We start from the raw sequence: 22,163 nt of genomic DNA, 5'->3' as shown, positions 1-22,163 counted from the left end.
AGCGTTTGACAAGAGGTGAATATCAAATTAATACGCCTTGTGCAGCAAAAATTCTACCAAACCGAATTTTCCATTAAAACCAGGTCTGTGGCCATGGAGCGCCTTAAAACCGAGGAGTTTGACCTCCTTATTATTGGGGGGGGTATTACTGGGGCTGCCACCGCACGTGATGCAGTTAGTCGTGGTCTTAAAGTGGCTTTAGTTGAAAAACACGATTTTGCCTGGGGTACATCCTCTCGTTCGTCCAAGCTCATTCATGGTGGGCTTCGTTATTTACAAAATATGGAATTTAAACTGGTGTTTGAAGCGCTTTCTGAGCGTAAACATCTTTTAAAAAGTTCGCCCAATTTGGTAAAACCGCTTAAATTTTACATGCCTGTATACAAGCGCGATTCTCATGGCAAAGGTCTTTTGATGATGGGTATGTGGCTCTACGATATGCTGGCACTTTTTCGTGCGCCGGGCATGCATAAAACCTTATCAAAAAGAAAAATGGTTTTGGAGATTCCTGGTCTAAATGAAAATGGACTGAAGGGCGGTTTTTCATATTATGATGCCAGCATGTGGGATGATGCCTTGGCCATTGAAACCTTGCGCGCTGCAAGTGTTTCTGGTGCCGCTTGTATTAATTATGCCGAAGCCACCGAACCGGTATGGTCTGGTAATAAGGTGATGGGTTTTGTGGTAAAAGATTTAGAAGGCGGATCTACTTTTCAGATTAAAGCTAAAAAAGTGGTGATTTGTGCCGGACCATGGACCGATATGTTTGGAGAAAAAATGTTTCCGGGCTGGAAAAAACACCTTATGCCCAGTAAGGGGGCGCATTTACTTTTTAACATGAAGCGTTTGCCTGTTCCGGGGGCTGTGGTCATGGCGCATCCCGAAGATGGTCGCATTTCCTTTATTATTCCTCGTCCCGATTTTGGCGAAGGTATGGCCTTGGTGGGTACCACCGATGGCCCAAGCCCCAACAACCCTGAAGAAACGGTAGTGGGCGATGATGATGTTGAGTATTTGCTTAATTTGCTCAATATTTATTTCCCTAAATTAAAGCTAACTCTTGATGATATTGTGAGTGCTTATGTTGGTGTTCGACCGCTTATGGGCCCACAGGTTGGGCTTCCCGATCATGATACTCCGGAAGTTTCTATTGTCTCCAAATTGCAAAAGGTAAGCCGCGAGCATCATATTGGCACAGGCCCTGGTGATACGGTTGTTGTTTGTGGCGGTAAATACACCACTCACCGTACGATGGCGGCCGAAATTGTAGATTATGCGGCTCCTCAAAGTGCAAAAAGTAACACTAAAGAACCTGTAAACCCGCTTACAACAAAAGAGTCGCTTTCTACTCTTGCGTCGCTGACGCAAATTGTACCGCAAGTATTGATAGATCGTTATGGTTTAGGGGCCATCGATATTATGAATTTGGCCAAATTACATCCTTCAAGCCAGGCCGATCCGGCTGGTTTTCCGCTTCTAGAAGCTGAATTAAGATATCAAATTCGTACCGGTATGGTTATTCATGTGGAAGATTTTATTTTACGTCGTATTCCGTTATATTTGTCGCGTGCCGATCATGGCCAGCCGTGGTATAAAACCTTATGCCAGGTGTGGGCCAATGAGTTAGGCAAAACAGTGGCAGAAGCCGATGCCGAGTATGAACGTACGGTAACCGAAATCCAAAAACGCAGCGGCTGGAAAAAAGATCTTCAGCGCAAGGCATCGTAGTCCGTCGTCACCCCGGTCTGTCTCAGTTGGACCGTATGACAAATGAATCAAATATGAACGAATTATTGTTAAAATTTGTGACTCATGTTGAATCGAGTCAGAATCTTTCTGCTTCGCAAATGGAAGAAGCGATGAGTTTTTTATTGTCCGGAACCGAAGATGCCGAACTTATCAAGCGGTTTTTAAAAGCACTTTCCGCTAAAAAAGAAACGGCCGATGAAATTTTAGGAGCTGCCCGTTTTTTACGAAGTAAGAGCCAAAAAATTACGCTTCAAAACCCGGATGTGCTGGATACTTGCGGTACGGGTGGTGATGGAAAAAATACGTTTAATATTTCGACGGCCACAGCTTTTGTGCTAGCCGGTGGCGGAGTACGAGTGGCTAAACATGGCAACCGTGCTGTTAGTTCTAATTCCGGTAGCAGCGATGTATTAAAAGAATTGGGTGTCAATATTGATGCTTCTCCCGTAATTGTGGCGCGCTGCATTGATAATATTGGCATCGGTTTTTTATTTGCCCCTCAGTATCATCAAACTCTAAAAAATGTAGCCCCCATCCGTAAAGAGTTAGCGCAAAAAACAATTTTTAATATTTTGGGTCCACTCTTAAATCCTGCAAATGCCAAAAAGCAGGTTATGGGTGTTTATGATGCACGTCTTTTAGATATAATCTCTAAAGTACTAGCTCAATTAGGTGTTACCCAGGGCGCGGTGGTACATGGCAGTGATGGGTTGGATGAGGTGACACTTACAGGTACCACACAAATTGCATTTATTAAAAACGGGATCATTACAAAAGAAACATTTGATCCACAAAGTGTGGGGTATGCGCCGTGTCAGCTAGATAATTTAAAAGGTGGTGGGCCTGCAGAAAATGCCAAAAGGTTACGCCATGTTTTAAAAGGACATTCGGAGGCAATTGATCATTGTGTGCATCTTAACGCCGCTTTGGGTTTTATGGTGGCCGGACTTGCCAATAATTTTAAAGACGGATTACTTTTGGCACAGGGCTCTATTAGCAGCGGTAAAGCGTATCAAAAATTAGAAGCTTTGATAGAAATGACGCATTAAATGCAAAACACCCTAGATAAAATTTTAGAGTATAAACGCGACGAAGTGGCTTCGCAAAAACGACGTGTGCCTCTTGCCGATGTTAAAAAGAAGGCGCACGATGCCGAGCCGGCGCGTGACTTTTTGGGAAATTTTCAAAAAGGCTCTATCAACATTATTGCCGAAGTAAAAAAGGCATCGCCGTCTAAGGGAATTATTCGCCAAGATTTTAACGCACTGGATACGGCCCATATTTATCAAGATAATGGTGCCAAGGCCTTATCTATTTTAACCGACGAGCATTTTTTTATGGGCTCGCTTAACTATCTTGTGCAAATTAAAAAACAGGTCAGTCTACCGTGCTTGCGTAAAGATTTTATGATTGAGGAGTATCAATTCCATGAAGCACGAGCTCATGGAGCTGATGCGGTGCTCCTTATTGTTGCGGCGCTGGATGATCATCAGCTAAAAGATTTTCAGCAATTAGCGCGTGAATTAGGGATGAGCGTTTTGGTAGAAATTCATAACCAGGCCGAATGGAAGAGAGCGGCCAAGTTGCCACCGCATATTTTGGGCGTAAACAACCGTGATTTAAAAAACTTTAAAACAAGTCTTCAAACGTCTTACGATTTGGTAAAAGAGTTTCCTCAAAGCTTTAAGCGTATAACCGAATCGGGGCTTAATACACATGATGATTGTGTAAAGCTGATGGAAGCGGGCTACGATGGTTTTTTGATTGGTGAATCACTCATGCGCGAAAAAGATATCGGTAAAAAATTACGGGAAATGATAGGATAAGTTATGTCGGTTTTAGTTAAAATTTGCGGAATAACGAATTTAGATGACGCGCTCGATGCCGTGGAATTAGGGGCCGATTTTTTGGGTTTTAATTTTTATCCCGATTCTAAACGTTATATAGAACCTGAGGCAGCCGATGATATTATTCAAGACATCCCTTCGTCTGTTAAAAAAGTGGGTGTTTTTGTAAATGAGCAAGTTGAAAAAGTAATTGATTTGGCGGTAGCGCTTGAGCTCGATTTTGTACAGTTTCATGGCGATGAAACAGCCGACTACTGTAATGCCGTGGGGCGTCCGTGGTTAAAGGCTTTTAGGTTAAAAGAAGAAAAAGATTTGGAAGAAATTTCCAAGTATGAAAGCCCATGGTTATTGGTTGATTCCTACGTTGAAAAAGCTTTTGGTGGTACCGGTATTGTATCTAACTGGGATTTAGCGCGCGAAGCCAAAAAATACGGGGAGCTTTTTTTATCGGGAGGGCTTAATCCCGATAATATTGCAACGGCCATTCAATCTGTACAACCCTATGCTGTAGATGTGGCAAGCGGGGTGGAGAGTGCGCCCGGCATTAAAGACCGTACCAAACTGGAAAAGTTTATTGCTATTGCCAAAGCTCAAACCTTACGTCCCAAAATAGTGAGTTAGTTTGCTTTTTCTGCATCACTGAAACCCTTGCCATAAGCTTTTTTCTTTGTTACGCAACAGCTCTATGGCTACTTTACCCGATAAACACGGTCATTTTGGTATTTTTGGTGGTCGTTATGTGGCCGAAACCCTTATGCCCGCTCTTTTAGAGCTGGAAGAGGCTTATAAAAAAATAGGAAAATCCAAAGATTTTAAAAAGGAATTTGCTTACTACGCCAAGCATTACATTGGCCGTCCAACTCCCCTCTATTTTGCCGAAAAACTCACCAAAAAACTGGGTGGTGGAAAAATTTATTTTAAACGTGAAGATTTGTGCCATACCGGTGCTCATAAAGTGAATAACACTTTGGGCCAATGCCTCATGGCTAAAAAAATGGGGAAACCCCGCGTGATTGCCGAAACGGGTGCCGGCCAGCATGGTGTGGCCACGGCAACACTGTGTGCTCTACTTGATCTTCAATGTGAAGTGTATATGGGTGAAGAAGATGTGCATCGTCAGTCGCTCAATGTATTTCGAATGAAACTTTTAGGGGCCAAAGTGCATGCGGTAACAAGCGGAACCAAAACCTTAAAAGATGCCATGAACGAAGCACTGCGTGATTGGGTAACCAATGTGCGCAATACATTTTATTGTATTGGTACGGTAGCGGGCCCACATCCTTATCCTACCATGGTGCGTGATTTTCAATCCATCATTGGTACCGAAGTGAAAAAGCAATTAAAGGAAATTGGAGAAAAAGAAGCCGACTATGTGGTGGCCTGTATAGGTGGTGGTTCTAATGCTATGGGGCTTTTTTATCCGTATTATAAAAACACGAATACCAAAATGATTGGGCTTGAGGCTGCGGGACTTGGTGTTAACACCAAGCAAACAGCGGCTTCCATGTGTGCCGGTACGGTGGGGGTTTTGCACGGCAACAAAACATATCTCATGAGTGATAAAGATGGCCAGGTGTTGCCCACACATTCTATTTCGGCGGGTCTCGATTATCCCGGTGTTGGTCCGGAGCATGCTTATTTTAAACGATCGGGCCGTGCCGAGTATGTGCCCATTACCGATGACCAGGCCATGGAAGGTTTTAGAATGCTCACGCAAGTGGAAGGGATTATCCCGGCGTTAGAAAGTGCCCATGCCGTGGCGTATCTTCCGGAGTTAGCTAAAAAAACAAAATCACACGAAGTGATTGTGGTTAATTTATCTGGTCGTGGCGATAAAGATATGGGAACCGTGGCCCAGGTGATGAAGGTGAAATTGTAAAATATGTCGCGTATTGATCAAAAATTTAAGGAATTAAAAAAAGCCGGCAAAAAAGCGCTGGTTACGTTTATTACGGCTGGCGATCCCAATTTGGCCGAAACAGAAAAGCTTGTTTATACGCTCGAAAAAGCCGGGGCGGATATTATTGAGCTTGGCATTCCTTTTTCGGACCCCATGGCCGATGGCCCGGTAATTCAGTTATCGTATGAACGCGCCCTTAAAAAAGGATCGTCTATCGATAAAATTTTTGCGCTTGTCACCAGAATCCGTAAAAAATCCCAAGTGCCGCTACTCCTCATGGGTTATTACAATCCCATTTTTGTGATGGGGCATGAGGTGTTTGCTAAAAAAGCTAAAGATGCCGGTGTGGATGCAGTGCTAATTGTCGATTTACCACCGGATGAGGCGGATGATTTGAATAAAATTCTCAAAGCTCACGGTATTAATCTTGTTTTCTTGCTGGCTCCTACCTCCACCGATGAGCGCATTAAAAAAGCTGCGCATAAAGGTTCGGGTTTTATTTATTATGTATCGATGACGGGTATAACAGGCGCCAAGCTCTCTATTAATGATGAGCTTTCCTCTCAGGTGTTGCGTATCAAGGGTGTTACAAGTCGCCCGGTAGTCGTGGGATTTGGAATTTCCAAACCGGAACAAGTGCGAGAAATTGCGCATCATGCCGATGGCGTGGTGATTGGTTCGGCGCTCATTAAGCTGATTGAGAAAAATGCCAAAAACACGAGTACCCTTCATAAAAGTTTATCACGATTTGTAGCGTCTCTTAAAAAAGCTATTTAATTTCATATAGTTAAATATTTATCCCCATATCCGTAAATGCCTGTATAAAAATACCCATATTTAGCTTCTTCTTTTAAACACGCCTGTGTTAAAATGACACAACGTGAAAAGTCCCTATAAAAACCCAATTTTACTGGTGGAAGACCATCCTTTTGCAGGGGCGCTTGCTATGGAAGTGCTCGATCATGCGGGCTACAAAGGTGTGGATTGGTGCAAAAATTTTGAAGAGGTTCAAAAGATTTTTTCGCTTAATACCTACAGTGCTGTGGTGCTGGATCATGCTATTGGACATCATACCGGGCTTAATGTGCTTGATTACATGCGTGCGCAGCACCCTGAAGTTCCCATCATTTTTTTAACCGATACGGGCAATGTAGATGAAGCTGTAGAAGCCATGCGGCATGGTGCTTTTGATGTGTTGCAAAAACCCATCCATCCCGAAAAACTACCGCTTCTTGTTCAAAAAGCGCTCGATTATGGTTATTTGCGTACCGAAATTATTCGTCTTAAAAAAGAAAAGCCCGCCGAAGAATATTATCATGGTTTAGTAGGTAAATCGCCCGCCATGAAAAAGATTTACGATCTTATTGAACGCATTCGTGGCAGTTCGGTTAACATTCTTATCACGGGGCCTAGCGGGGCGGGTAAAGAAATGATTGCCCGTGCCATTCACCGTAGCTCGCCGCGCGCCAATCAAAAATTTGTGGCTATTAATTGCTCGGCTATCCCCGAGGCCCTGCTAGAAGGTGAATTGTTTGGTTATAGAAAAGGTGCTTTTACCGACGCGCGTATGGCTAAACCTGGCCTTTTTAGCGAAGCACATCAAGGAACCATTATGCTGGATGAAATTGGTGATATGCCCATTACCATTCAGCCCAAAATTTTACGTGCCCTGCAAGAAAAAGAAATTAGGCCGCTAGGTGCAACACAAGTAGAAAAAGTAGATGTGCGTATTATTGCGGCTACTAACCACGATTTAAAAATGAGAATGGAGCAAAAACTTTTTAGAGAAGATTTATACTACCGGCTTAATGCCATGCAAATTGAGTTGCCGGCCTTAAAAGACCGTAAAGAGGATATCCCGCTTTTTGTAGATTACTTTTTAGAAAATTTTCAAAAAATGCACAATAATCAGGTAAAAGGTATTTCGCAAAGTGCGCTTAAAATGTTTATTGATTATTCCTGGCCTGGCAATGTGCGTGAGCTTGAAAATACCATGGAACGTGCCATGTTACTGGCCAAAACCGATTTAATTTTACCTGAAGATATTATTTTTTCGGCCGATACCGCAGGAGAAGTTGAAGAAAATTCTGCCATTTTTCATGACGCAACACGCCCCTTGGATGATATTGAAAAAGAATACATCATCCGGGTATTAAAAGCGGTGGATGGTAACCGTAGTGAAGCGGCACAGGTTCTTAAAATTGGCCGCAAAACGCTGTATAACAAGCTTGCCAAATATGGTATTGAGTAAGTCTGCATGGAATACCTCATCTTCATTGTATCTGCCGATGTAAGCCAAGCCCAAAGCATAAAAGATCATATTAAGTCGCAAAAAAGAACGCAAAAAAAAGGAGATTTATTAAAATACCAACTTTTTTACACCTTGGAAGAATGGAAAGACTATGTGGAAAAAAATAAAAAGGAACTTGCGCGTAAAAAAGTGATGATTGTAGGTGATGTTCTTTTTAACGAAGATGCTTTTTTTACAGTATTCGACGATACACTAGAATCTTATCCTGATATCAAGGCCACCATCTGTCTGTTTTCGGCCGTGAGCTACGGAGAATATTTAGAATATTGTGAAGCTTACGCGCTAGAACCCCATTTATTTATAGAAAAATCGGATTCTCTTGAAAAACTAAACGAGCCTTTGGAAGAGTTTTTGAAAGAGGATGATAAACCAAAGTTAGAATTTAAAATTTCCCCTATTTTTATAAAAAAACATATAGCGCATGCAAAGCCCATCTTAGAAAACTTACTCGATATTTATTACGGCCAGGGCTTACGTGACGATACGGCTGGTCTTTTTTTGGACGGACTAAATAAAATGGCGGAGGATGTAAAAGCAATGGAGCTTGCGGATGCTTCTAAAAAAATTTCTCTCTTAACCGAAGTCCTTTCCCGCAAACGAGCCGCGGGCAATTTAAAAGTAAAAAAAGTGCTGCGCGATTTTTTGGTGGGGTTGGAAGAAACGCTCAAAAAGTTGGAACGGGAGATCTAGAGTTTTTAAACAAAATAATGAGAAGCGCCCATAATAGCTAAAGTAAAAAAACGTACATGATCCTCATTAATTTTAGCGGCAACATCCGCATCAAATTGCGGGTGTTTTGTTAAATCGTCCCAAATATGGGCTAATTGATAAGCGGCTTTTTGAAGTGCATAGCCCATAGGGTCAAAATATTGCTCGGCATAGGGTTTTTTAAATTGAGGGGAATCTATAGCGGATGCTGTTACCCATTCAATTTGATCGTTGTTATTCCATTCATCGCCGTAACGCAGAGATTCTCCTACAAGATTAAACCATTCACTCAATCCTTCATTGGTTAAGGTGTCCGTTTTTGGGTTGGTTTTTTAAAATAAACATAAGCTATTATTTTATATTGACTTTTTTATTAAAAGTATATTATATAATTATACTATGCAGCCCAAAGAGACATTAAAAGAGTTTGATCGGTTTCTTAATCAAAAAGGATGTTCTTTTTCGGGAGTCATTATTGGAGGTGGGGCGTTGTCGCTTTTGGGGGTGATTGCCCGTGAAACCCAAGATATAGATGTTCTTGATCCTATTTTGCCAAAACAAATTATTTTGCTGGCCCAGGAATTTGCCGAAACAAAAAATAAGTCTGGAAATGAACGCCTTAAAAAAGACTGGTTCAATAATGGGCCGGAATCACTGCGCAAAAATCTTCCTCAGGGTTGGCTCAAAAGAACAGAGCTTGTTTTTTTGGGGCAATCCATCACCCTTTATTCTTTAGGAAGGTCTGACCTGCTAAAGTCAAAGTTGTTTGCTTTTTGTGATAGGGAACAAGATAGAAGCGATTGTAAAATGCTTAAACCCACGCTTGCCGAATTGATTGAATCGATGAAGTGGGTAGAAGAACAAGATCAAAATCCTGGGTGGCCTGTTCATGTTAAAGCGTCTTTCAAAAGTCTGGCTAGGGAGTTGGGGTATGAGTTTTAAAAGATCCATTCTGCCTCATACTTTAGCTAGTGGAGAAGAGTTGACTTCGCATCTTATAGGAATTGGATTTTTGCTTGGTGGGACTCCTTACAAAAATGCCAATATCGAAAACACTTTGATAGCAGCCTCTATCGAAGGACTTGCCGGGGACGGACGAATTTTATCGCTTTTGGTTGATTGGATAGAAATCCATTCTTTGCGCATCAATGCCGATCGCCTAGTGCAAATTATTTTACAATTAGCACCACAACAAACCTTTTTATTTTCTGTTTTCTGGGCTGCTATTGGCGAGTGGTTTAAAAGTGATATCCGTTTTACTAAGCTGAAAAAGCTTTCTCCTAAAAAACGGTTTGATTTTTTAGGGGATAGAACCGATTTTTTAATTAAAAAAAATGGGGAGGACGAGCGGTTTAAAAAAACATGTTTAAGAATTCCTCAAAAAGTTTTGCGTCATCGCCCTGGTGATATTTTGCCTCCGGAAGAGTTGGCCAAAATACATTTGCCTTACAAATTCCGGATTTTGATGGGGCCCACCTATCGCTCCGATATGTGGGCCCTTTTTTGTCAAAAACCTCAACTAAGTGCCGCACAAGTGGCCAAGGATTGTTATGGGTCTTATCCCACGGCCTTTATGGTGAAACGTGATTTTAAGGTTTTGGGTAAGATAAACTCAAAAATAAATCTGATGGTTTCTCCTGCTTAAAAGGAAGAATTTATTTTTTCTTTTCCTCAATCTTCTCCAAATAAGCCTTAATATGCTTTTCGTAGCCGTTTTCGGTGGGGTTATAATATTTTTTGTGGGTTAGTTTATCGGGCAAATGTTGTTGGGTAGAAAAATTATCCACTTGATCGTGTGCGTACTCGTAGCCTTTGCCGTAACCTAATTCTTTCATCAATTTGGTGGGAGCATTTCTAATATTCATGGGTACAGCCAAAGCCCCATGTTCCAGCACATCGCCTTTGGCTTTTTTATAAGCCATGTAACTGGCATTGCTTTTGGGGCTGCCGGCTAAATACGTGGCACATTGCGAGAGCGGAATCCAGCCTTCGGCGAACCCTACAAAATCGTAACTCTGCATGCAGCTCATGGCCAGCGTTACGGCATTGGGGTTGGCGTTTCCAATATCTTCGCTGGCAAAAATTACCAAGCGTCTTGCAATAAACAAAGGATCTTCACCGGCTTCCATCATCCTTGCTAAATAATAAACCGCCGCATCGGGATCAGAATCCCTCATGCTTTTAATAAAAGCACTGATCACATTGTAATGCTCTTCACCTTTTTTATCGTAGGCTAGTGCCTTTTTTTGCAGCGCTTCTTCCACTAGCTTTACATCTACCGCTTCATTTTGTTTTTTAATTTCAGAAACAATTTCTAAAGTATTAAGCAGCTTGCGCGCATCGCCTTCGGAGGAATCAATTAAAAATTGTTTGGCTTCGGGTAAAAGTTCTATTTTTTTATTACTCAATCCGCGCGAAGCGTTTAAAGCCTCGTCTATAATTTCGCCCAGGCTTTGCGGTGTTAATGGCTCTAGCACAATCACCTTGCAGCGCGAGAGGAGGGCGCGGTTTAATTCAAACGACGGGTTTTCGGTTGTGGCACCTACCAAGATAAACGTTCCGTTTTCTACATGAGGCAATAGAGCATCTTGTTGAGTTTTATTAAAACGGTGAATTTCGTCTATAAAGAGAATTGTTTTTTTACCCATGGCCAAATGGGATTTGGCCTGGTCTGTGGCGTCTTTTAAATCTTTAATCCCGCTGGTTACAGCCGACAATGCAATAAAAGCGCACTGTTTTTTTGTGGCCAGTAAACGCGCCAGTGTTGTTTTGCCGCTACCCGGTGGTCCCCAAAAAATAAGTGATGGTGTAAAGTCGCTCTCAAAAACTTGTTTAAGCAGTTTATTGGATCCTAGCAAATGTTCCTGCCCTTTAAACTCGGACAGACTTTGAGGTCTGAGGCGTTCTGCCAGTGGGGGTGGTGGGTTAAAGAGAGACATTCTTTTTTGCTAGCACCGCTGTTGTTCACTTTTCAAGAGGATAAATCGTTAAGTGACAAATGACTTTATTTCTATTACTGTAAAACTTTCCTATGAAGATTCACACCATTCCGCATGAGGATGTAACCACCGAAATTTTAGCTTTAGGCCAATTATGCCATGGAGAAGACGATATTGGACGGGTTTTGGAATTATTGGTTGAAAAAATTGCCAATATTTTAAAAACCGACGTGTGCTCGTTGTACATGCTTAATCACATGACCCAAGAATTGGTTCTATCGGCCACCAAAGGTTTAAACCGCGATGCTATTGGCACCGTGCGCATGAAGGTGGGCGAGGGTTTGGTGGGGATGACCATGGAATGGCTTAAGCCTATATCCATGGCTACGGGCCGACGGAGTAAAAAGTTTAAATATTTCCCCGGCACAGGCGAAGAAAGATACGCCTCATTTCTTTCGGTTCCCCTTATTTACAATCGCAAGCCCATTGGCGTGTTGGTGGTTCAAAATATTAAACCCGTAAAATTTTCGTCGCAAACTGTGCATTTGATGATGACCTTGGCCATTCCGGCCGTCAATGTGATTGAAAAAGCAAAGTTATTAGGAACTTTTGGAACCCTTTCTCAAAAAGACGATACTAAAAAAATTGGCCCCGAGCTGCTCAAACGTTCTAAAGGGGCTATGCATGTAGGGATTGGGTCTTCGCCGGGTATTGCCATGGCCGGGGTTAAAACATTGCATCGTCCTGTGCAGCACATGGCGATAACCGAGCAAAATAATCTTTCGCCCGATGTAGAAAAAATGAGGCTGATGGAAGCTTTTAGATGGGTAGAAGAAGAAGTGCGTGAAACTATTGCCAAGGCCAAAAAGAAATTTGGTTTGGAAGAAATGTCCATTTTTGATGCCTACCAAATGGTGCTTGAGAGTGCGGCTTTTAAAGACGAAATTTTAAATGAGATAGATAAAGGGCATTCGGCTCTTAAGGCCGTAGAAATTATTATCCGTAAATATACCGAAACCATGGCGATGGCTGAAGACGAGTATATCCGTGAACGCGCTTACGATATTCATGATGTAGGGCGTAAAATTACCGATCGCCTGATTTACGGCAGCCATATGCCCAGTGAAGCCTTTGCTCCCAACGAGCCCTGCATTTTGATGGCCGATTTTTGGAGTATTTCCGATTTTGTGGAAATGGACCCGCAAATTACCAAGGCCATTATTTCTCCTTCTGGCGGGGCGTCTTCTCACGTGGCTATTTTGGCCAAATCCATTGGCATTCCGGCCGTTATGGGCCTTTCTACTTTTATCGAAAATATTCGCGAAGGAGATAAATTAATAGTGGATGGTACTTCGGGCGTGGTGATTGTAAACCCCGAGCCCGAAACGCAGCGCCTTTACCAAAAGGAAATGCTGTCTAGCCAAAAGGCACAGCAACTCTATCTTAAAACGGCTCGTAAACCTTCCAAATCTATGGGTGGTAAGCGTATTATGGTAGGGGCCAATATGGGCATGATATCACATATTGAAGAAGCGCAAAAAAGCGGGGCTGAAGAAATTGGCTTATATCGTACAGAACTTCCATTTTTAATCCGTAAAACGCTGCCCACCGAAGATGAACAGTATTTACTTTATTCCAAGGTTCTTAAGGCTATGGATGGCAGGCCGGTTACGTTTAGAACACTAGACATTGGTGGCGATAAATATGTGCCTTATTTGCAGTTGCCGCACGAGGCTAATCCCTTTTTAGGATGGCGTTCTATACGTATTTCACTTGATCGAGAAGATCTTTTTCGCATCCAATTGCGTGCCTTGCTGCGTGCTTCAGTACATGGCCCTACACGGCTCATGTTTCCTATGATTTCGTCGGTAGATGAAATTAGAAAAGTGAAAGATATTTTACGCGATGTTAAAAAGGAACTTTTGTCACAAAAAAAGAAGATAGATCGCAATGTCCCCATTGGAATTATGGTGGAAGTCCCGGCCGCTGTGGTGATTGCCGAAAGTTTGATTCGTGAGGTGAACTTTTTTTCCATTGGTACCAATGATTTGGTGCAATATGTGCTGGCAGTAGACCGTAACAATGCAAAAGTGGCAAAACTGTATAATTCGTTACATCCGGCAGTGCTTAACATGATTGCTCAAACTGTTAAAATTGCGTCCAAGCATGGCAAGTCGGTTACTATATGTGGTGAAATGGCATCTCATCCGTTGTCGGTAGCGTTTCTTACGGGTATTGGGATTCCAGGTTTAAGTATGAGTGTGCCTCTTATTGCTAAAATAAAGTATCTTGTAAACCGTTTGGATGCCAAAAAACTTAAAAAGCTCTCCAAAAAAGCACTTCATGCAGCTACTGCGAGTGAGGTAACTCAAATTTTTGTTACCTATTTCAAAAATGAGGGACTGGAAGAGTTCTTGCCTCAGTCAAAAATGCCTGAAATTACGTCTTTTTAATTGCTCATCACACCTTTTTTTGCTAATTTAAAAAAAGTTTGAATCTTTATCGTCCCCATCATGCGTTAATTTTAAAATGTGTTGTGGTGCGCCCGCTTTTTAACGTGCAAGTTGAGTGTCATGCAAGGCGACTGAGTCGAGGGGGAGATGTCCATCCCGTATACGGCATGGAGGGGGCCAGTGGCTCCTAAAAAATGAGTTTTTATCTCAAAAAGTATATGTGGTTGATCAGCCTTGTGGCGGTCATCGTATCGTCCTACTTTTTGGCCCGCATTGTGGCCAATTTTGTAGGTCTTAAGTTTGAAGGCGGTCTATCGCAGCCGTCGTTAAAAGTGTCTTTGCCAAAGGTGCCCGTGCAAGAGGAGCCGGTTCCTCCTAAAGACAATTTTAAATCGATCCTTGAAAGAAATGTTTTTGACTCCAAAGCTATCTATTCTCCTCCGGGTGCTGGAGATACAACTGAAACAGCTTCCAATGATGAAGATGTGCCGGTAACAGGAGATGCTGTAAAAACAACTTTGTCTATCAAGCTTATTTCAACCTTCTCAGTGGGAAGTGGCGAAGATGAGCGTTCTAGTTGTATAGTTTCTACCGGTAAGGGAAAAGATGGCCAAGATGTTTACCAAATAGGTGGCGATAAAAGCTTTGCTCCCGATACCAAAATTGTGCGTATTTTGTTTAATCGGGTGGAATTTTTACATAAAAAGCGTTTGGAATTTGTAGAGCTAGAAGATTTTGCAAAAAAGTTTTCGCTTAACACTCCTCCCGAACGGGATGAGAAGATAGTTCCAGAGCCTAAAGCTCCTGAATCTAAAAGCGATATTAGTGTTGAGAAAAAAACTGAAACCAGTTTTGTGTTAAGCAGGGCCGAGTTAGAAGCTCAGTTGGCAAACTTGGATAAAATTTATACTCAGGCTCGTGTGGTTCCCTACATGAAAGATGGAAAAGCTAGCGGTTTAAGGTTGTTGTCGGTAAGGCCTGGAAGTATTTTTTCAAATCTGGGCTTAAATCGTGGAGATGTGCTTCTTAAAATAAACGGGGAAGAAATGGATATGAAAAAAGGTTTGGAGCTCTTTAACAAACTTAAAAATGAATCTAAAATCACCATTGATATAGAACGTAAAAATAGTCCACTGACGTTGGAATATGAAATTAAGTAAAGTGATTACAATTTGCAGGCTAACAGTTTTGTGCGCAGGTTTTGCTGCGTGCGGTTGGCTTGTGTCGGCTTATGCTGAAGATGTTTCTCCTAAAATATCAGCGCTTGATCCTGCTCTTATAGAAAAATTTGGAAGCCCCGATCAAACTGTTGTTGTTCCGCCCGTAAATGTTCCTTCCTCTCCTATAACAAGTTTGGACGCTCCTGGTGATGAAGATGCAGAAGAAGCTCCCACTCCTGTTTCTAATGAAAATCAAGAAATAAACCAGCAGCAAGCTCAGGCCGGTGAAGAACTTATTTATCTTAATGCCACCAATGTTGATATTGGTGACATGGTGAAACAAATTTCAAAGGCAACCGGAACCAATTTTTTATTGGACGACAAGCTCAAGGGAAAAATTACCATTATTTCTGAAAAGCCCATGACCAAAGACATGGCCTACCAGGCTTTTTTGTCGGCTCTTCAGGTTTTGGGTTATACCACGGTCATGACGCCGGGGGGCTTATTAAAAATTATTCAAACCAAAGAAGCAATTAATCAACCTGTTGAAATTTTTCGTGATGGCAGTCCGTCTACCGATAGATACATCACGCGCATTATTCAGGTAAAAAATATTTCGGCTAACGAACTAGCTACAGTGGTAAAAAGCCTGGTTTCTAAAGATGGTAATTTATTTGCTTATCCCACCACTAACTCACTTATTTTAACAGATGCTGGTTCTAACATTGAGCGCATACTTAAAATTATTAAAGAACTCGATCAGGAAGGTCCTCAAGAAGTAATTGAAATTATTCCTATTTTAAATGCCGATGCATCCGATATTACTGATAAGGTTTTGCAATTGTTTGAAGCGGCTACCACTAAAACAAGCAGTAACTCGCGTTCTCGTGCTCCACGCGGAAAAACAGAACCAGAGCTTGAAGATTCTCCTTCCATATCTAAAGTGATTGCCGATGAACGTACCAACTCGGTGATTGTTCTTGGTTCCAAACGTTCTATTATAAAAGTTAAGGAACTGATTGCCCGTTTGGATTCTCCTTCGGGTGGAGTAGAGGGTACTATTCACGTTTATTATTTGAAGCATGCAAATTCTAAGGAGCTTGCCGATGTTTTATCTAATCTTGTAGCTGATGCGCAATCTAAAACATCTACTAAAGGTGGTGGTAAAGAGGGGGCTGCCGAAAAGAAAACTGGGGCTGTTCAGTTAGAGGGCGGTGTAAAGGTAACCGCCGATGAAGGAACCAATGCTCTGGTGATTACGGCTTCCCCCAAAGATTTTGAAACGCTCATCAACATGGTGGTTGCTAAGCTCGATATTCCCCGCCGTCAGGTTTATTTGGAAGCCATTGTGATGGAATTGGCTGTGAATAAAAATAATACTTTTGGTGTTAATGGTAATTTGGGCAATGTGTTTAGTGCTTTTGGTGGTAATAATTTAACGGCATTTGGAGCTGTTTTGCCTAATGCCTTAAGTACTTTATCTACTATTGCAGGCGCTTCTGGGGGGGTGGGTGGCGGTATTTTTTCGGAACGTCAGGTTTCTATTCCCACGCCTGATGGTAAATCGATCCAGGTTCCGGCAGTTTCGGCTATTATCCAGGCCTTGTCCACTTCAAGCGATGTGAATGTGTTGTCTACGCCCAGTATTTTAACTTTAGATAACGAAGAAGCTTTAATTCAGGTGGGTGAAGAAGTTCCTGTGGTAAACGGTCAAACTACCACAACTGCCGGCTTGTCTACTTCTAACGTAACCCGCGAAGATACCGGTATTATTTTAAAGGTAACACCTCAAGTGTCGGAAAGTAATACAGTTCGGCTTAAAATTGAGCAGGAAATTAGTAATGCTTTACCCGTTACATCCGATACCAAAGATTTAGGCCCAACCTTTACCAAGCGTACAGTCAACACAACAGTGGTGGCGAGCGACAAACAAACTATTGTTATTGGTGGTTTGATAGATGAAAGTAATACTATTTCAACGGGTAAAGTGCCGCTTTTGGGGGATGTACCGGTACTGGGAAATTTGTTTAAAACTAAGGCTCAGAGCAAATCGAAAAAGAATATTATTGTTTTTATAACGGCCTATATTATTCGTGATCGTTCCGATTATTTGGCAATTTTGGAAAAGAAAATTAACGAGCGCAATGCTTTCATTGATATGAATTTTGGCAAGTCGCAAAGAAATCAAATTCGCGAATCTATTAAAAATCATGCCAATAATTTGTTAGAGTTTAAAGATGTGCTTAATCAAAACTATGGTGGCAGTAGTGCTCCCACGGTTATTGAATCAAGCGCTCCGTCATCATCATCGGTATCGGTTTCTCCGGCCACCGGTAATAGTGCAGTTTCCAGTAATACAAGTCCAGCTCAGGCAGCACCTTCTCAAACAACAAGTTCTGAAACCAAATCGGCCGAAAAGTCAACTAACAAGTAAAAATGGAATACAAAAGCCTTGGACAAATTCTTTTAGAAAATACGCCGCTTACTCCCCAACAACTGGACGAGGCCTTGGTAGTGCAGCGTGACAAGGGGATGAAATTGGGAGAGGCGTTGGTGCATCTTCGGTTTTTAAGAACAGAGGATATTTTAAAGGCACTCTCTATTCAGGTGGGAATGCCTTATACTAACGAAATTACAGCTGAGCAAATCCCATCCGATTTAGTAAGTACCATTCCTATTAATTTTGCCAAAAAAAATGAAATTATTCCTATAAAAAAGGAAGACGGACAAATTGTGGTAGCCATGGCCGATCCTATGAATCATTGGGCTTTAGACGATCTCAATTTAATTTTTGATGCGCCGGTGCGTCCTATGATTGCAAGTAGTCAGCAAATTATGGAAGCCATCAACGGTTTGTATAATCGCACCAACGAAAACAATAGCCCTATCATGAACGATTTGGACGAAGAGAATTTGGACATGATGGCGCAAGAACTGGAAGAAGTGCAAGATTTACTCGAGTCCGACGATGAGGCCCCAATTATTCGTTTGGTGAATCAGCTTTTATTTAAAGCGGTAAAACAAAACGCATCTGATATTCATTTGGAACCGTTTGAAAAAGAACTGGTTGTTCGTTTTCGTATTGATGGTGTTCTTTACGATGTGATGCACCCACCTAAAAAAGCACAAAATAGTATTTTGTCGCGTGTTAAAATTATGGCCAATCTTAACATTGCCGAAAAGCGTTTGCCACAGGATGGCCGTATCCGTATTAAACTTGCGGGTAAAGATATTGATATCCGTGTGTCTACACTACCCACATCGTTTGGTGAAAGCGTGGTGATGCGTCTTTTAGATCGTAGCAAAGTTCTTTTATCGCTTGATTCTATTGGTTTAGAGGGAAAAAATTTGGAAGATATCCGCACGCTTATTCATAAAAGCCATGGTATTGTGCTGGTTACAGGTCCTACCGGTTCGGGTAAAACCACCACATTGTATGCGGCACTTTCCGAAATTAACTCTCCCGATGTTAAAATTATTACCGTAGAAGATCCTGTAGAATATCAGTTGCCGGGTATTAATCAAACGCAGGTAAATGCCAAAATTGACATGACCTTTGCGATGGGGCTACGCGCTATTTTGCGTCAGGATCCCGATATTGTGATGATAGGCGAAATTCGTGATAAGGAAACCGCCGAAATTGCCATTCAGGCTTCTTTAACGGGTCATTTGGTTTTGTCTACTCTTCATACTAACGATTCGGCTTCTTCAATTACTCGTCTTATCGACATGGGAGTAGAGCCTTTTTTGGTGGCCAGCTCCGTTATTGGTATTGTGGCTCAACGTCTGTTGCGTACTTTGTGTAAACAATGCAAAGAAATGCATGATTTAACCGATTTTGAATTAACGCAATTGGGGCTTACGCGCGATATGGTGAAATCGCAGGTTTATAAAACGGGGGGATGTTCCTTTTGTTTTGATACAGGTTATGCTGGGCGCACGGGTATTCATGAAATTATGATGGTGGATGATGAATTAAGAGGTCTTATCAATCGCTCGGCCGATGCCATTAGTATTAAAAAAATGGCTATGAAAAAAAGTATGATTACCCTTCGCGAACGAGCTACCCAGCTGGTGCTGATGGGGCAAACTACCGTAGAAGAGGTATTAGCTATAACGCAGGAAGATACTCAAAGAGAGTGAATAGTGGATAGTGAATAGTGAATGGTAAAGAATTGATTTGATTCTTATACTATTCACTATTCACCATTCACCATCCACTGTAGTCCATTGCCCGTATACGCATATAAAGGAATAGACGGTGCCGGTAAAAAAATACGCGGCATTGTAGATGCCGAAAATGAAAAAGCGGCTAGAGCTAAGCTGCGTAAAAGTCAAATTTTTACAACCGATATTTCTCTCGAGGCAGCTGGCAGTAAATCGCTTTTTGCTAAAAGTTCAAATGTTTCTTTTTTTAATAATGTTAAAACCAAAGAATTGGCCCATATGACGCGTCAGTTGGCAACTCTTATGGGTGCTAATATTCAGTTGGTAGATGCTCTTGCGGCGTTGCAGGAACAGGTTGAAAATCCTATTTTAAAAAAGGCTGTTTCGCAGGTAAAAGATAAAGTGGTTGAAGGGGCACGTCTTGCCGATGCTTTAAAAGCCCATCCCAAAATTTTTGATGATTTATACGTGCATATGGTGCGTGCTGGTGAAGCTTCTGGCGCGCTTGAAGAGGTGCTTAAACGTTTGGCCGATTTTACCGAGTATCAGGCCGCTTTAAAAAGCAAAGTAAATAGCGCCATGATGTACCCTCTCATTATGGGTTCAGTGGGCTCAGCTCTTACGTTATATTTGCTAGTCAGTGTGGTTCCTAAAATTGTTTCTATTTTTGAAGATGCTCGCGCGGCTTTGCCTTTGCCTACACGCTTTTTAATGGTCATTTCTTCATTTGCTCAAAGTTATTGGTATCTCATTATTTTGGGAGCGGCAGGCTTTTTTTGGTTTTTTAGACGCTACTCTCAAACCGAAAAGGGCCGCTATAGATTAGATAGAATATCGCTAAAATTACCTATTTTTGGTGAATTGTTTAAAAAAATAGCCATTTCTCGCTTTTCTCGTACCTTATCTACCCTTTTACGCAGTGGTGTGCAGCTATTACAGGCGCTTGATATTGTAAAATACGTGGTAAACAATAAAATTTTAACCGATGCTGTGGAAAACACCAAATTAAGCGTAAAAGAGGGTGAGTCGCTAGCTGAACCTTTGCGCCGTAGCGGGCAGTTTCCTCCTATTGTTATTCATATGATAGCCGTAGGCGAAAAAACGGGGGCGCTTGAAACTATGTTGGAGAAAATTGCGTTAAATTATGACGCCGAAGTGGATACAACGGTGGGTAGTTTAACTACTTTAATGGAGCCCTTAATGATATTAATTATGGGTGGGATTGTTGGATTTATTGTGTTGTCAATTCTTCTGCCAATCCTTAAAATGTCAGATCTATAACCCCCCATCCTTTTGGGGATAAGAGCTTGTAATGCGGTTGAACAGATTGTGATCGACCGCTATAAACTCTAAGGAGAACTTATGAAGCAATTGAAATCTCAAGCTGGTATGACCTTAATTGAAATTATGGTGGTGGTGGCCATCATTGCCGGTATCACGGGGCTTATTGCCGTAAACGTGTTGGGCCAAAGAGAAAAGGCCAATCTAGAGCTTACCAGCACTCAAATATCCAACATTATGAGTGCGTTAGATCAGTATAAATTAGATAATCATAAGTATCCCTCCAGTGAGCAGGGTTTGGAAGCTTTAGTAAAAAAACCTTCCAGTGGTACTGTTCCTAAATATTACCCAGAAGGAGGTTATCTTAAAAAAATGCCCAAAGATGCTTGGGGAAACGATTTTAGCTATGCCAGCCCGGGCACCCATGGGGAAGCTGTTGAAATTTGGTCATCGGGCCCTGATAGTGAACCCGATACCGAAGATGATGTAAAAAGCTGGGACATGGAAGCTAAAGAGGAGTGAGAGAAAAGCGTATCAGTTCTTCCGGTTTTAGTCTTATAGAAGTGCTGGTGGTAATTGGTATTTTGGCGCTTATGATGGGGCTTGCCACCAGTTTTTTTTCTTCACGATCCGATGGTGAAATAAGGCAAACCGTAACATCTATTATTGGCACTGCACGTTATGCCTATAACGAAGCGGCTCGCAAAAATCTATCCTATCGATTGGTATTTGATATGGATACTGGCAGTTTTTGGCTTGAATCGTCATCCGAAGACATATCGGTAAAAGATGAAACCCTCCAAAAATCAAAAAAAGAAATCAAAGTGAAAGAAGCCCCTCAAGGCGAAGATGAGGAAAAACCCGAGGAGTTTACGGCCGAATCGGAGCGTTTGGTAAAAAAGAAAAAACTCCCAGAGGGCTATCGTTTTAAGGATATTTACATTAGTCATCAGGAAAGACCTATTGAATCAGGACAAGGTTATCTCCATTTTTTTCCAACCGGACTTACCGAGGAAGCCGTTATCAATATTTGCGATGAGGATGAAAAAAACTTTTTTGCTTTAGTGGTAAATCCGGTTACTGCCGGTGTTAAGGTATATCAGGAGTATGCGGCATACGATAAATTAGACCAATTGCAGGATGAATAATGTTTAAACGTCTCCTTAAAAAACAAAGAGGGTTTAGCTTGCTTGAAATTATGGTGGCGGTTGCCATATTGGCTACGTCTTTTGTGGTTTTACTGTCGTCCCAGGGAGGATCGTTTAATAAAAGCGAACGAGCTCAAGATTTAAGCGAAGCAACATTATTGGCCCGTATGAAAATGGCTGAAATTCAAATAGAGCTAGAAAAAGATTTGGCCAAAAATAAATTCCCCGAAACAGATAAAAAGGAATCTGGAATTTTTGAAGACCCCTTCGAAAATTACCGTTGGGATTACAGTATTAAAAAAGTGGAAATTCCTGTTGCCGAGCCTACAGGTGAAGAGTCACAAAATGCCATGATAGCAAACGAGTTGAAAACCATGATGGAGGAAATTGGCAAAAGAGTGCGTGAAGTAAGACTTCATATAGTGTGGGGTGATAAGAACGATCCTCCCGAAAAACAGCCTAGCATGGAAATTGTGACACATATTGTGAAATTAAATTAA

General features: G+C 41.8%; 20 protein-coding genes. 18 read left to right on the top strand and 2 right to left on the bottom strand.

What is annotated here, in order from left to right; all coding sequences use genetic code 11:
* The first annotated feature begins 15 nt into the window (after nucleotides 1–15).
* The 8 genes from K1X76_02135 to K1X76_02100 all read left to right on the top strand — a co-directional run bounded on the left by K1X76_02135 (nucleotide 16) and on the right by K1X76_02100 (nucleotide 8,497).
* Nucleotides 16–1,728: a glycerol-3-phosphate dehydrogenase/oxidase gene (locus K1X76_02135; protein MBX7147859.1), complete on the top strand. Its 1,713-nt coding sequence runs from the start codon at nucleotides 16–18 to the stop codon at nucleotides 1,726–1,728.
* A 53-nt stretch (nucleotides 1,729–1,781) separates the two neighbouring features.
* Nucleotides 1,782–2,798 (top strand): anthranilate phosphoribosyltransferase, encoded by a 1,017-nt coding sequence (gene trpD / locus K1X76_02130; protein MBX7147858.1) that lies wholly within the window; start codon nucleotides 1,782–1,784, stop codon nucleotides 2,796–2,798.
* On the top strand, nucleotides 2,799–3,575 hold the full coding sequence (gene trpC, locus K1X76_02125; GenBank protein ID MBX7147857.1) for an indole-3-glycerol phosphate synthase TrpC: 777 nt from the start codon (nucleotides 2,799–2,801) through the stop codon (nucleotides 3,573–3,575).
* A gap of 3 nt (nucleotides 3,576–3,578) precedes the next feature.
* On the top strand, nucleotides 3,579–4,217 hold the full coding sequence (locus tag K1X76_02120) for a phosphoribosylanthranilate isomerase (protein MBX7147856.1): 639 nt from the start codon (nucleotides 3,579–3,581) through the stop codon (nucleotides 4,215–4,217).
* 64 nt (nucleotides 4,218–4,281) lie between these two features.
* The gene (trpB, locus tag K1X76_02115; protein MBX7147855.1) at nucleotides 4,282–5,475 is read left to right on the top strand and encodes a tryptophan synthase subunit beta; all 1,194 of its coding nucleotides are present in this window, start codon (nucleotides 4,282–4,284) and stop codon (nucleotides 5,473–5,475) included.
* A gap of 3 nt (nucleotides 5,476–5,478) precedes the next feature.
* The gene (gene trpA / locus K1X76_02110; GenBank protein MBX7147854.1) at nucleotides 5,479–6,273 is read left to right on the top strand and encodes a tryptophan synthase subunit alpha; all 795 of its coding nucleotides are present in this window, start codon (nucleotides 5,479–5,481) and stop codon (nucleotides 6,271–6,273) included.
* Between the two features lie 103 nt (nucleotides 6,274–6,376).
* The gene (locus K1X76_02105) at nucleotides 6,377–7,747 is read left to right on the top strand and encodes a sigma-54 dependent transcriptional regulator (protein MBX7147853.1); all 1,371 of its coding nucleotides are present in this window, start codon (nucleotides 6,377–6,379) and stop codon (nucleotides 7,745–7,747) included.
* 6 nt (nucleotides 7,748–7,753) lie between these two features.
* Nucleotides 7,754–8,497, top strand: a complete 744-nt coding sequence (locus tag K1X76_02100) for a hypothetical protein (GenBank protein MBX7147852.1) — start codon at nucleotides 7,754–7,756, stop codon at nucleotides 8,495–8,497.
* A gap of 5 nt (nucleotides 8,498–8,502) precedes the next feature.
* Here K1X76_02100 and K1X76_02095 read toward each other — a convergent pair whose 3' ends face one another.
* Entirely contained in the window at nucleotides 8,503–8,808 is a 306-nt protein-coding gene (locus K1X76_02095; protein MBX7147851.1) for a hypothetical protein, read from the bottom strand.
* 106 nt (nucleotides 8,809–8,914) lie between these two features.
* Here K1X76_02095 and K1X76_02090 point away from each other — a divergent pair, with 106 nt between their 5' ends.
* Both K1X76_02090 and K1X76_02085 read left to right on the top strand, forming a co-directional pair.
* The gene (locus K1X76_02090) at nucleotides 8,915–9,457 is read left to right on the top strand and encodes a hypothetical protein (protein MBX7147850.1); all 543 of its coding nucleotides are present in this window, start codon (nucleotides 8,915–8,917) and stop codon (nucleotides 9,455–9,457) included.
* Complete coding sequence (locus tag K1X76_02085) at nucleotides 9,447–10,160, top strand: hypothetical protein (protein ID MBX7147849.1); 714 nt, start codon at nucleotides 9,447–9,449, stop codon at nucleotides 10,158–10,160. Before K1X76_02090 ends, K1X76_02085 begins: the two co-directional genes overlap by 11 nt.
* A 10-nt stretch (nucleotides 10,161–10,170) precedes the next feature.
* Here K1X76_02085 and K1X76_02080 read toward each other — a convergent pair whose 3' ends face one another.
* Nucleotides 10,171–11,454, bottom strand: coding sequence for a replication-associated recombination protein A (locus tag K1X76_02080; protein ID MBX7147848.1), 1,284 nt, complete (start codon nucleotides 11,452–11,454; stop codon nucleotides 10,171–10,173).
* A 92-nt stretch (nucleotides 11,455–11,546) separates the two neighbouring features.
* Here K1X76_02080 and ptsP point away from each other — a divergent pair, with 92 nt between their 5' ends.
* From ptsP to K1X76_02040, 8 genes are all read left to right on the top strand, one after another.
* On the top strand, nucleotides 11,547–13,907 hold the full coding sequence (gene ptsP / locus K1X76_02075; protein ID MBX7147847.1) for a phosphoenolpyruvate--protein phosphotransferase: 2,361 nt from the start codon (nucleotides 11,547–11,549) through the stop codon (nucleotides 13,905–13,907).
* 218 nt (nucleotides 13,908–14,125) lie between these two features.
* Nucleotides 14,126–15,067, top strand: coding sequence for a hypothetical protein (locus tag K1X76_02070; protein ID MBX7147846.1), 942 nt, complete (start codon nucleotides 14,126–14,128; stop codon nucleotides 15,065–15,067).
* Nucleotides 15,054–17,501, top strand: a complete 2,448-nt coding sequence (gspD, locus tag K1X76_02065; GenBank protein ID MBX7147845.1) for a type II secretion system secretin GspD — start codon at nucleotides 15,054–15,056, stop codon at nucleotides 17,499–17,501. Before K1X76_02070 ends, gspD begins: the two co-directional genes overlap by 14 nt.
* A gap of 2 nt (nucleotides 17,502–17,503) precedes the next feature.
* Nucleotides 17,504–19,210, top strand: a complete 1,707-nt coding sequence (gene gspE, locus K1X76_02060; protein ID MBX7147844.1) for a type II secretion system ATPase GspE — start codon at nucleotides 17,504–17,506, stop codon at nucleotides 19,208–19,210.
* Nucleotides 19,211–19,297: 87 nt separating this feature from the next.
* Nucleotides 19,298–20,515, top strand: coding sequence for a type II secretion system inner membrane protein GspF (gene gspF, locus K1X76_02055; protein ID MBX7147843.1), 1,218 nt, complete (start codon nucleotides 19,298–19,300; stop codon nucleotides 20,513–20,515).
* Nucleotides 20,516–20,596: 81 nt separating this feature from the next.
* Nucleotides 20,597–21,037: a type II secretion system major pseudopilin GspG gene (gene gspG, locus K1X76_02050; GenBank protein ID MBX7147842.1), complete on the top strand. Its 441-nt coding sequence runs from the start codon at nucleotides 20,597–20,599 to the stop codon at nucleotides 21,035–21,037.
* A complete protein-coding gene (locus K1X76_02045; GenBank protein MBX7147841.1) occupies nucleotides 21,034–21,663 on the top strand; it encodes a type II secretion system GspH family protein in 630 nt (209 codons plus the stop codon). The genes gspG and K1X76_02045 overlap by 4 nt, the downstream gene beginning before the upstream one ends.
* Complete coding sequence (locus tag K1X76_02040; GenBank protein MBX7147840.1) at nucleotides 21,663–22,163, top strand: type II secretion system GspH family protein; 501 nt, start codon at nucleotides 21,663–21,665, stop codon at nucleotides 22,161–22,163. Before K1X76_02045 ends, K1X76_02040 begins: the two co-directional genes overlap by 1 nt.

The organism is bacterium (assembly GCA_019695305.1).
Taxonomy (GTDB): Bacteria; UBA10199; UBA10199; order UBA10199; family JAIBAG01; genus JAIBAG01.
Note: the sequence above shows the minus strand (reverse complement) of the source record. Positions and strands in the feature narration are given on the sequence as shown.

Bases quoted from the DNA above. Each gene is read 5' to 3' on its own strand.
- trpC (MBX7147857.1), top strand. From the start codon at position 2,799: ATGCAAAACACCCTAGATAAAATTTTAGAGTATAAACGCGACGAAGTG.
- ptsP (MBX7147847.1), top strand. From the start codon at position 11,547: ATGAAGATTCACACCATTCCGCATGAGGATGTAACCACCGAAATTTTA.
- K1X76_02090 (MBX7147850.1), top strand. From the start codon at position 8,915: ATGCAGCCCAAAGAGACATTAAAAGAGTTTGATCGGTTTCTTAATCAA.
- trpA (MBX7147854.1), top strand. From the start codon at position 5,479: ATGTCGCGTATTGATCAAAAATTTAAGGAATTAAAAAAAGCCGGCAAA.
- K1X76_02080 (MBX7147848.1), bottom strand. From the start codon at position 11,454: ATGTCTCTCTTTAACCCACCACCCCCACTGGCAGAACGCCTCAGACCT.
- gspE (MBX7147844.1), top strand. From the start codon at position 17,504: ATGGAATACAAAAGCCTTGGACAAATTCTTTTAGAAAATACGCCGCTT.
- K1X76_02120 (MBX7147856.1), top strand. From the start codon at position 3,579: ATGTCGGTTTTAGTTAAAATTTGCGGAATAACGAATTTAGATGACGCG.
- K1X76_02070 (MBX7147846.1), top strand. From the start codon at position 14,126: ATGTGGTTGATCAGCCTTGTGGCGGTCATCGTATCGTCCTACTTTTTG.
- gspG (MBX7147842.1), top strand. From the start codon at position 20,597: ATGAAGCAATTGAAATCTCAAGCTGGTATGACCTTAATTGAAATTATG.
- trpD (MBX7147858.1), top strand. From the start codon at position 1,782: ATGAACGAATTATTGTTAAAATTTGTGACTCATGTTGAATCGAGTCAG.
- K1X76_02085 (MBX7147849.1), top strand. From the start codon at position 9,447: ATGAGTTTTAAAAGATCCATTCTGCCTCATACTTTAGCTAGTGGAGAA.
- K1X76_02100 (MBX7147852.1), top strand. From the start codon at position 7,754: ATGGAATACCTCATCTTCATTGTATCTGCCGATGTAAGCCAAGCCCAA.
- trpB (MBX7147855.1), top strand. From the start codon at position 4,282: ATGGCTACTTTACCCGATAAACACGGTCATTTTGGTATTTTTGGTGGT.
- K1X76_02040 (MBX7147840.1), top strand. From the start codon at position 21,663: ATGTTTAAACGTCTCCTTAAAAAACAAAGAGGGTTTAGCTTGCTTGAA.
- gspD (MBX7147845.1), top strand. From the start codon at position 15,054: ATGAAATTAAGTAAAGTGATTACAATTTGCAGGCTAACAGTTTTGTGC.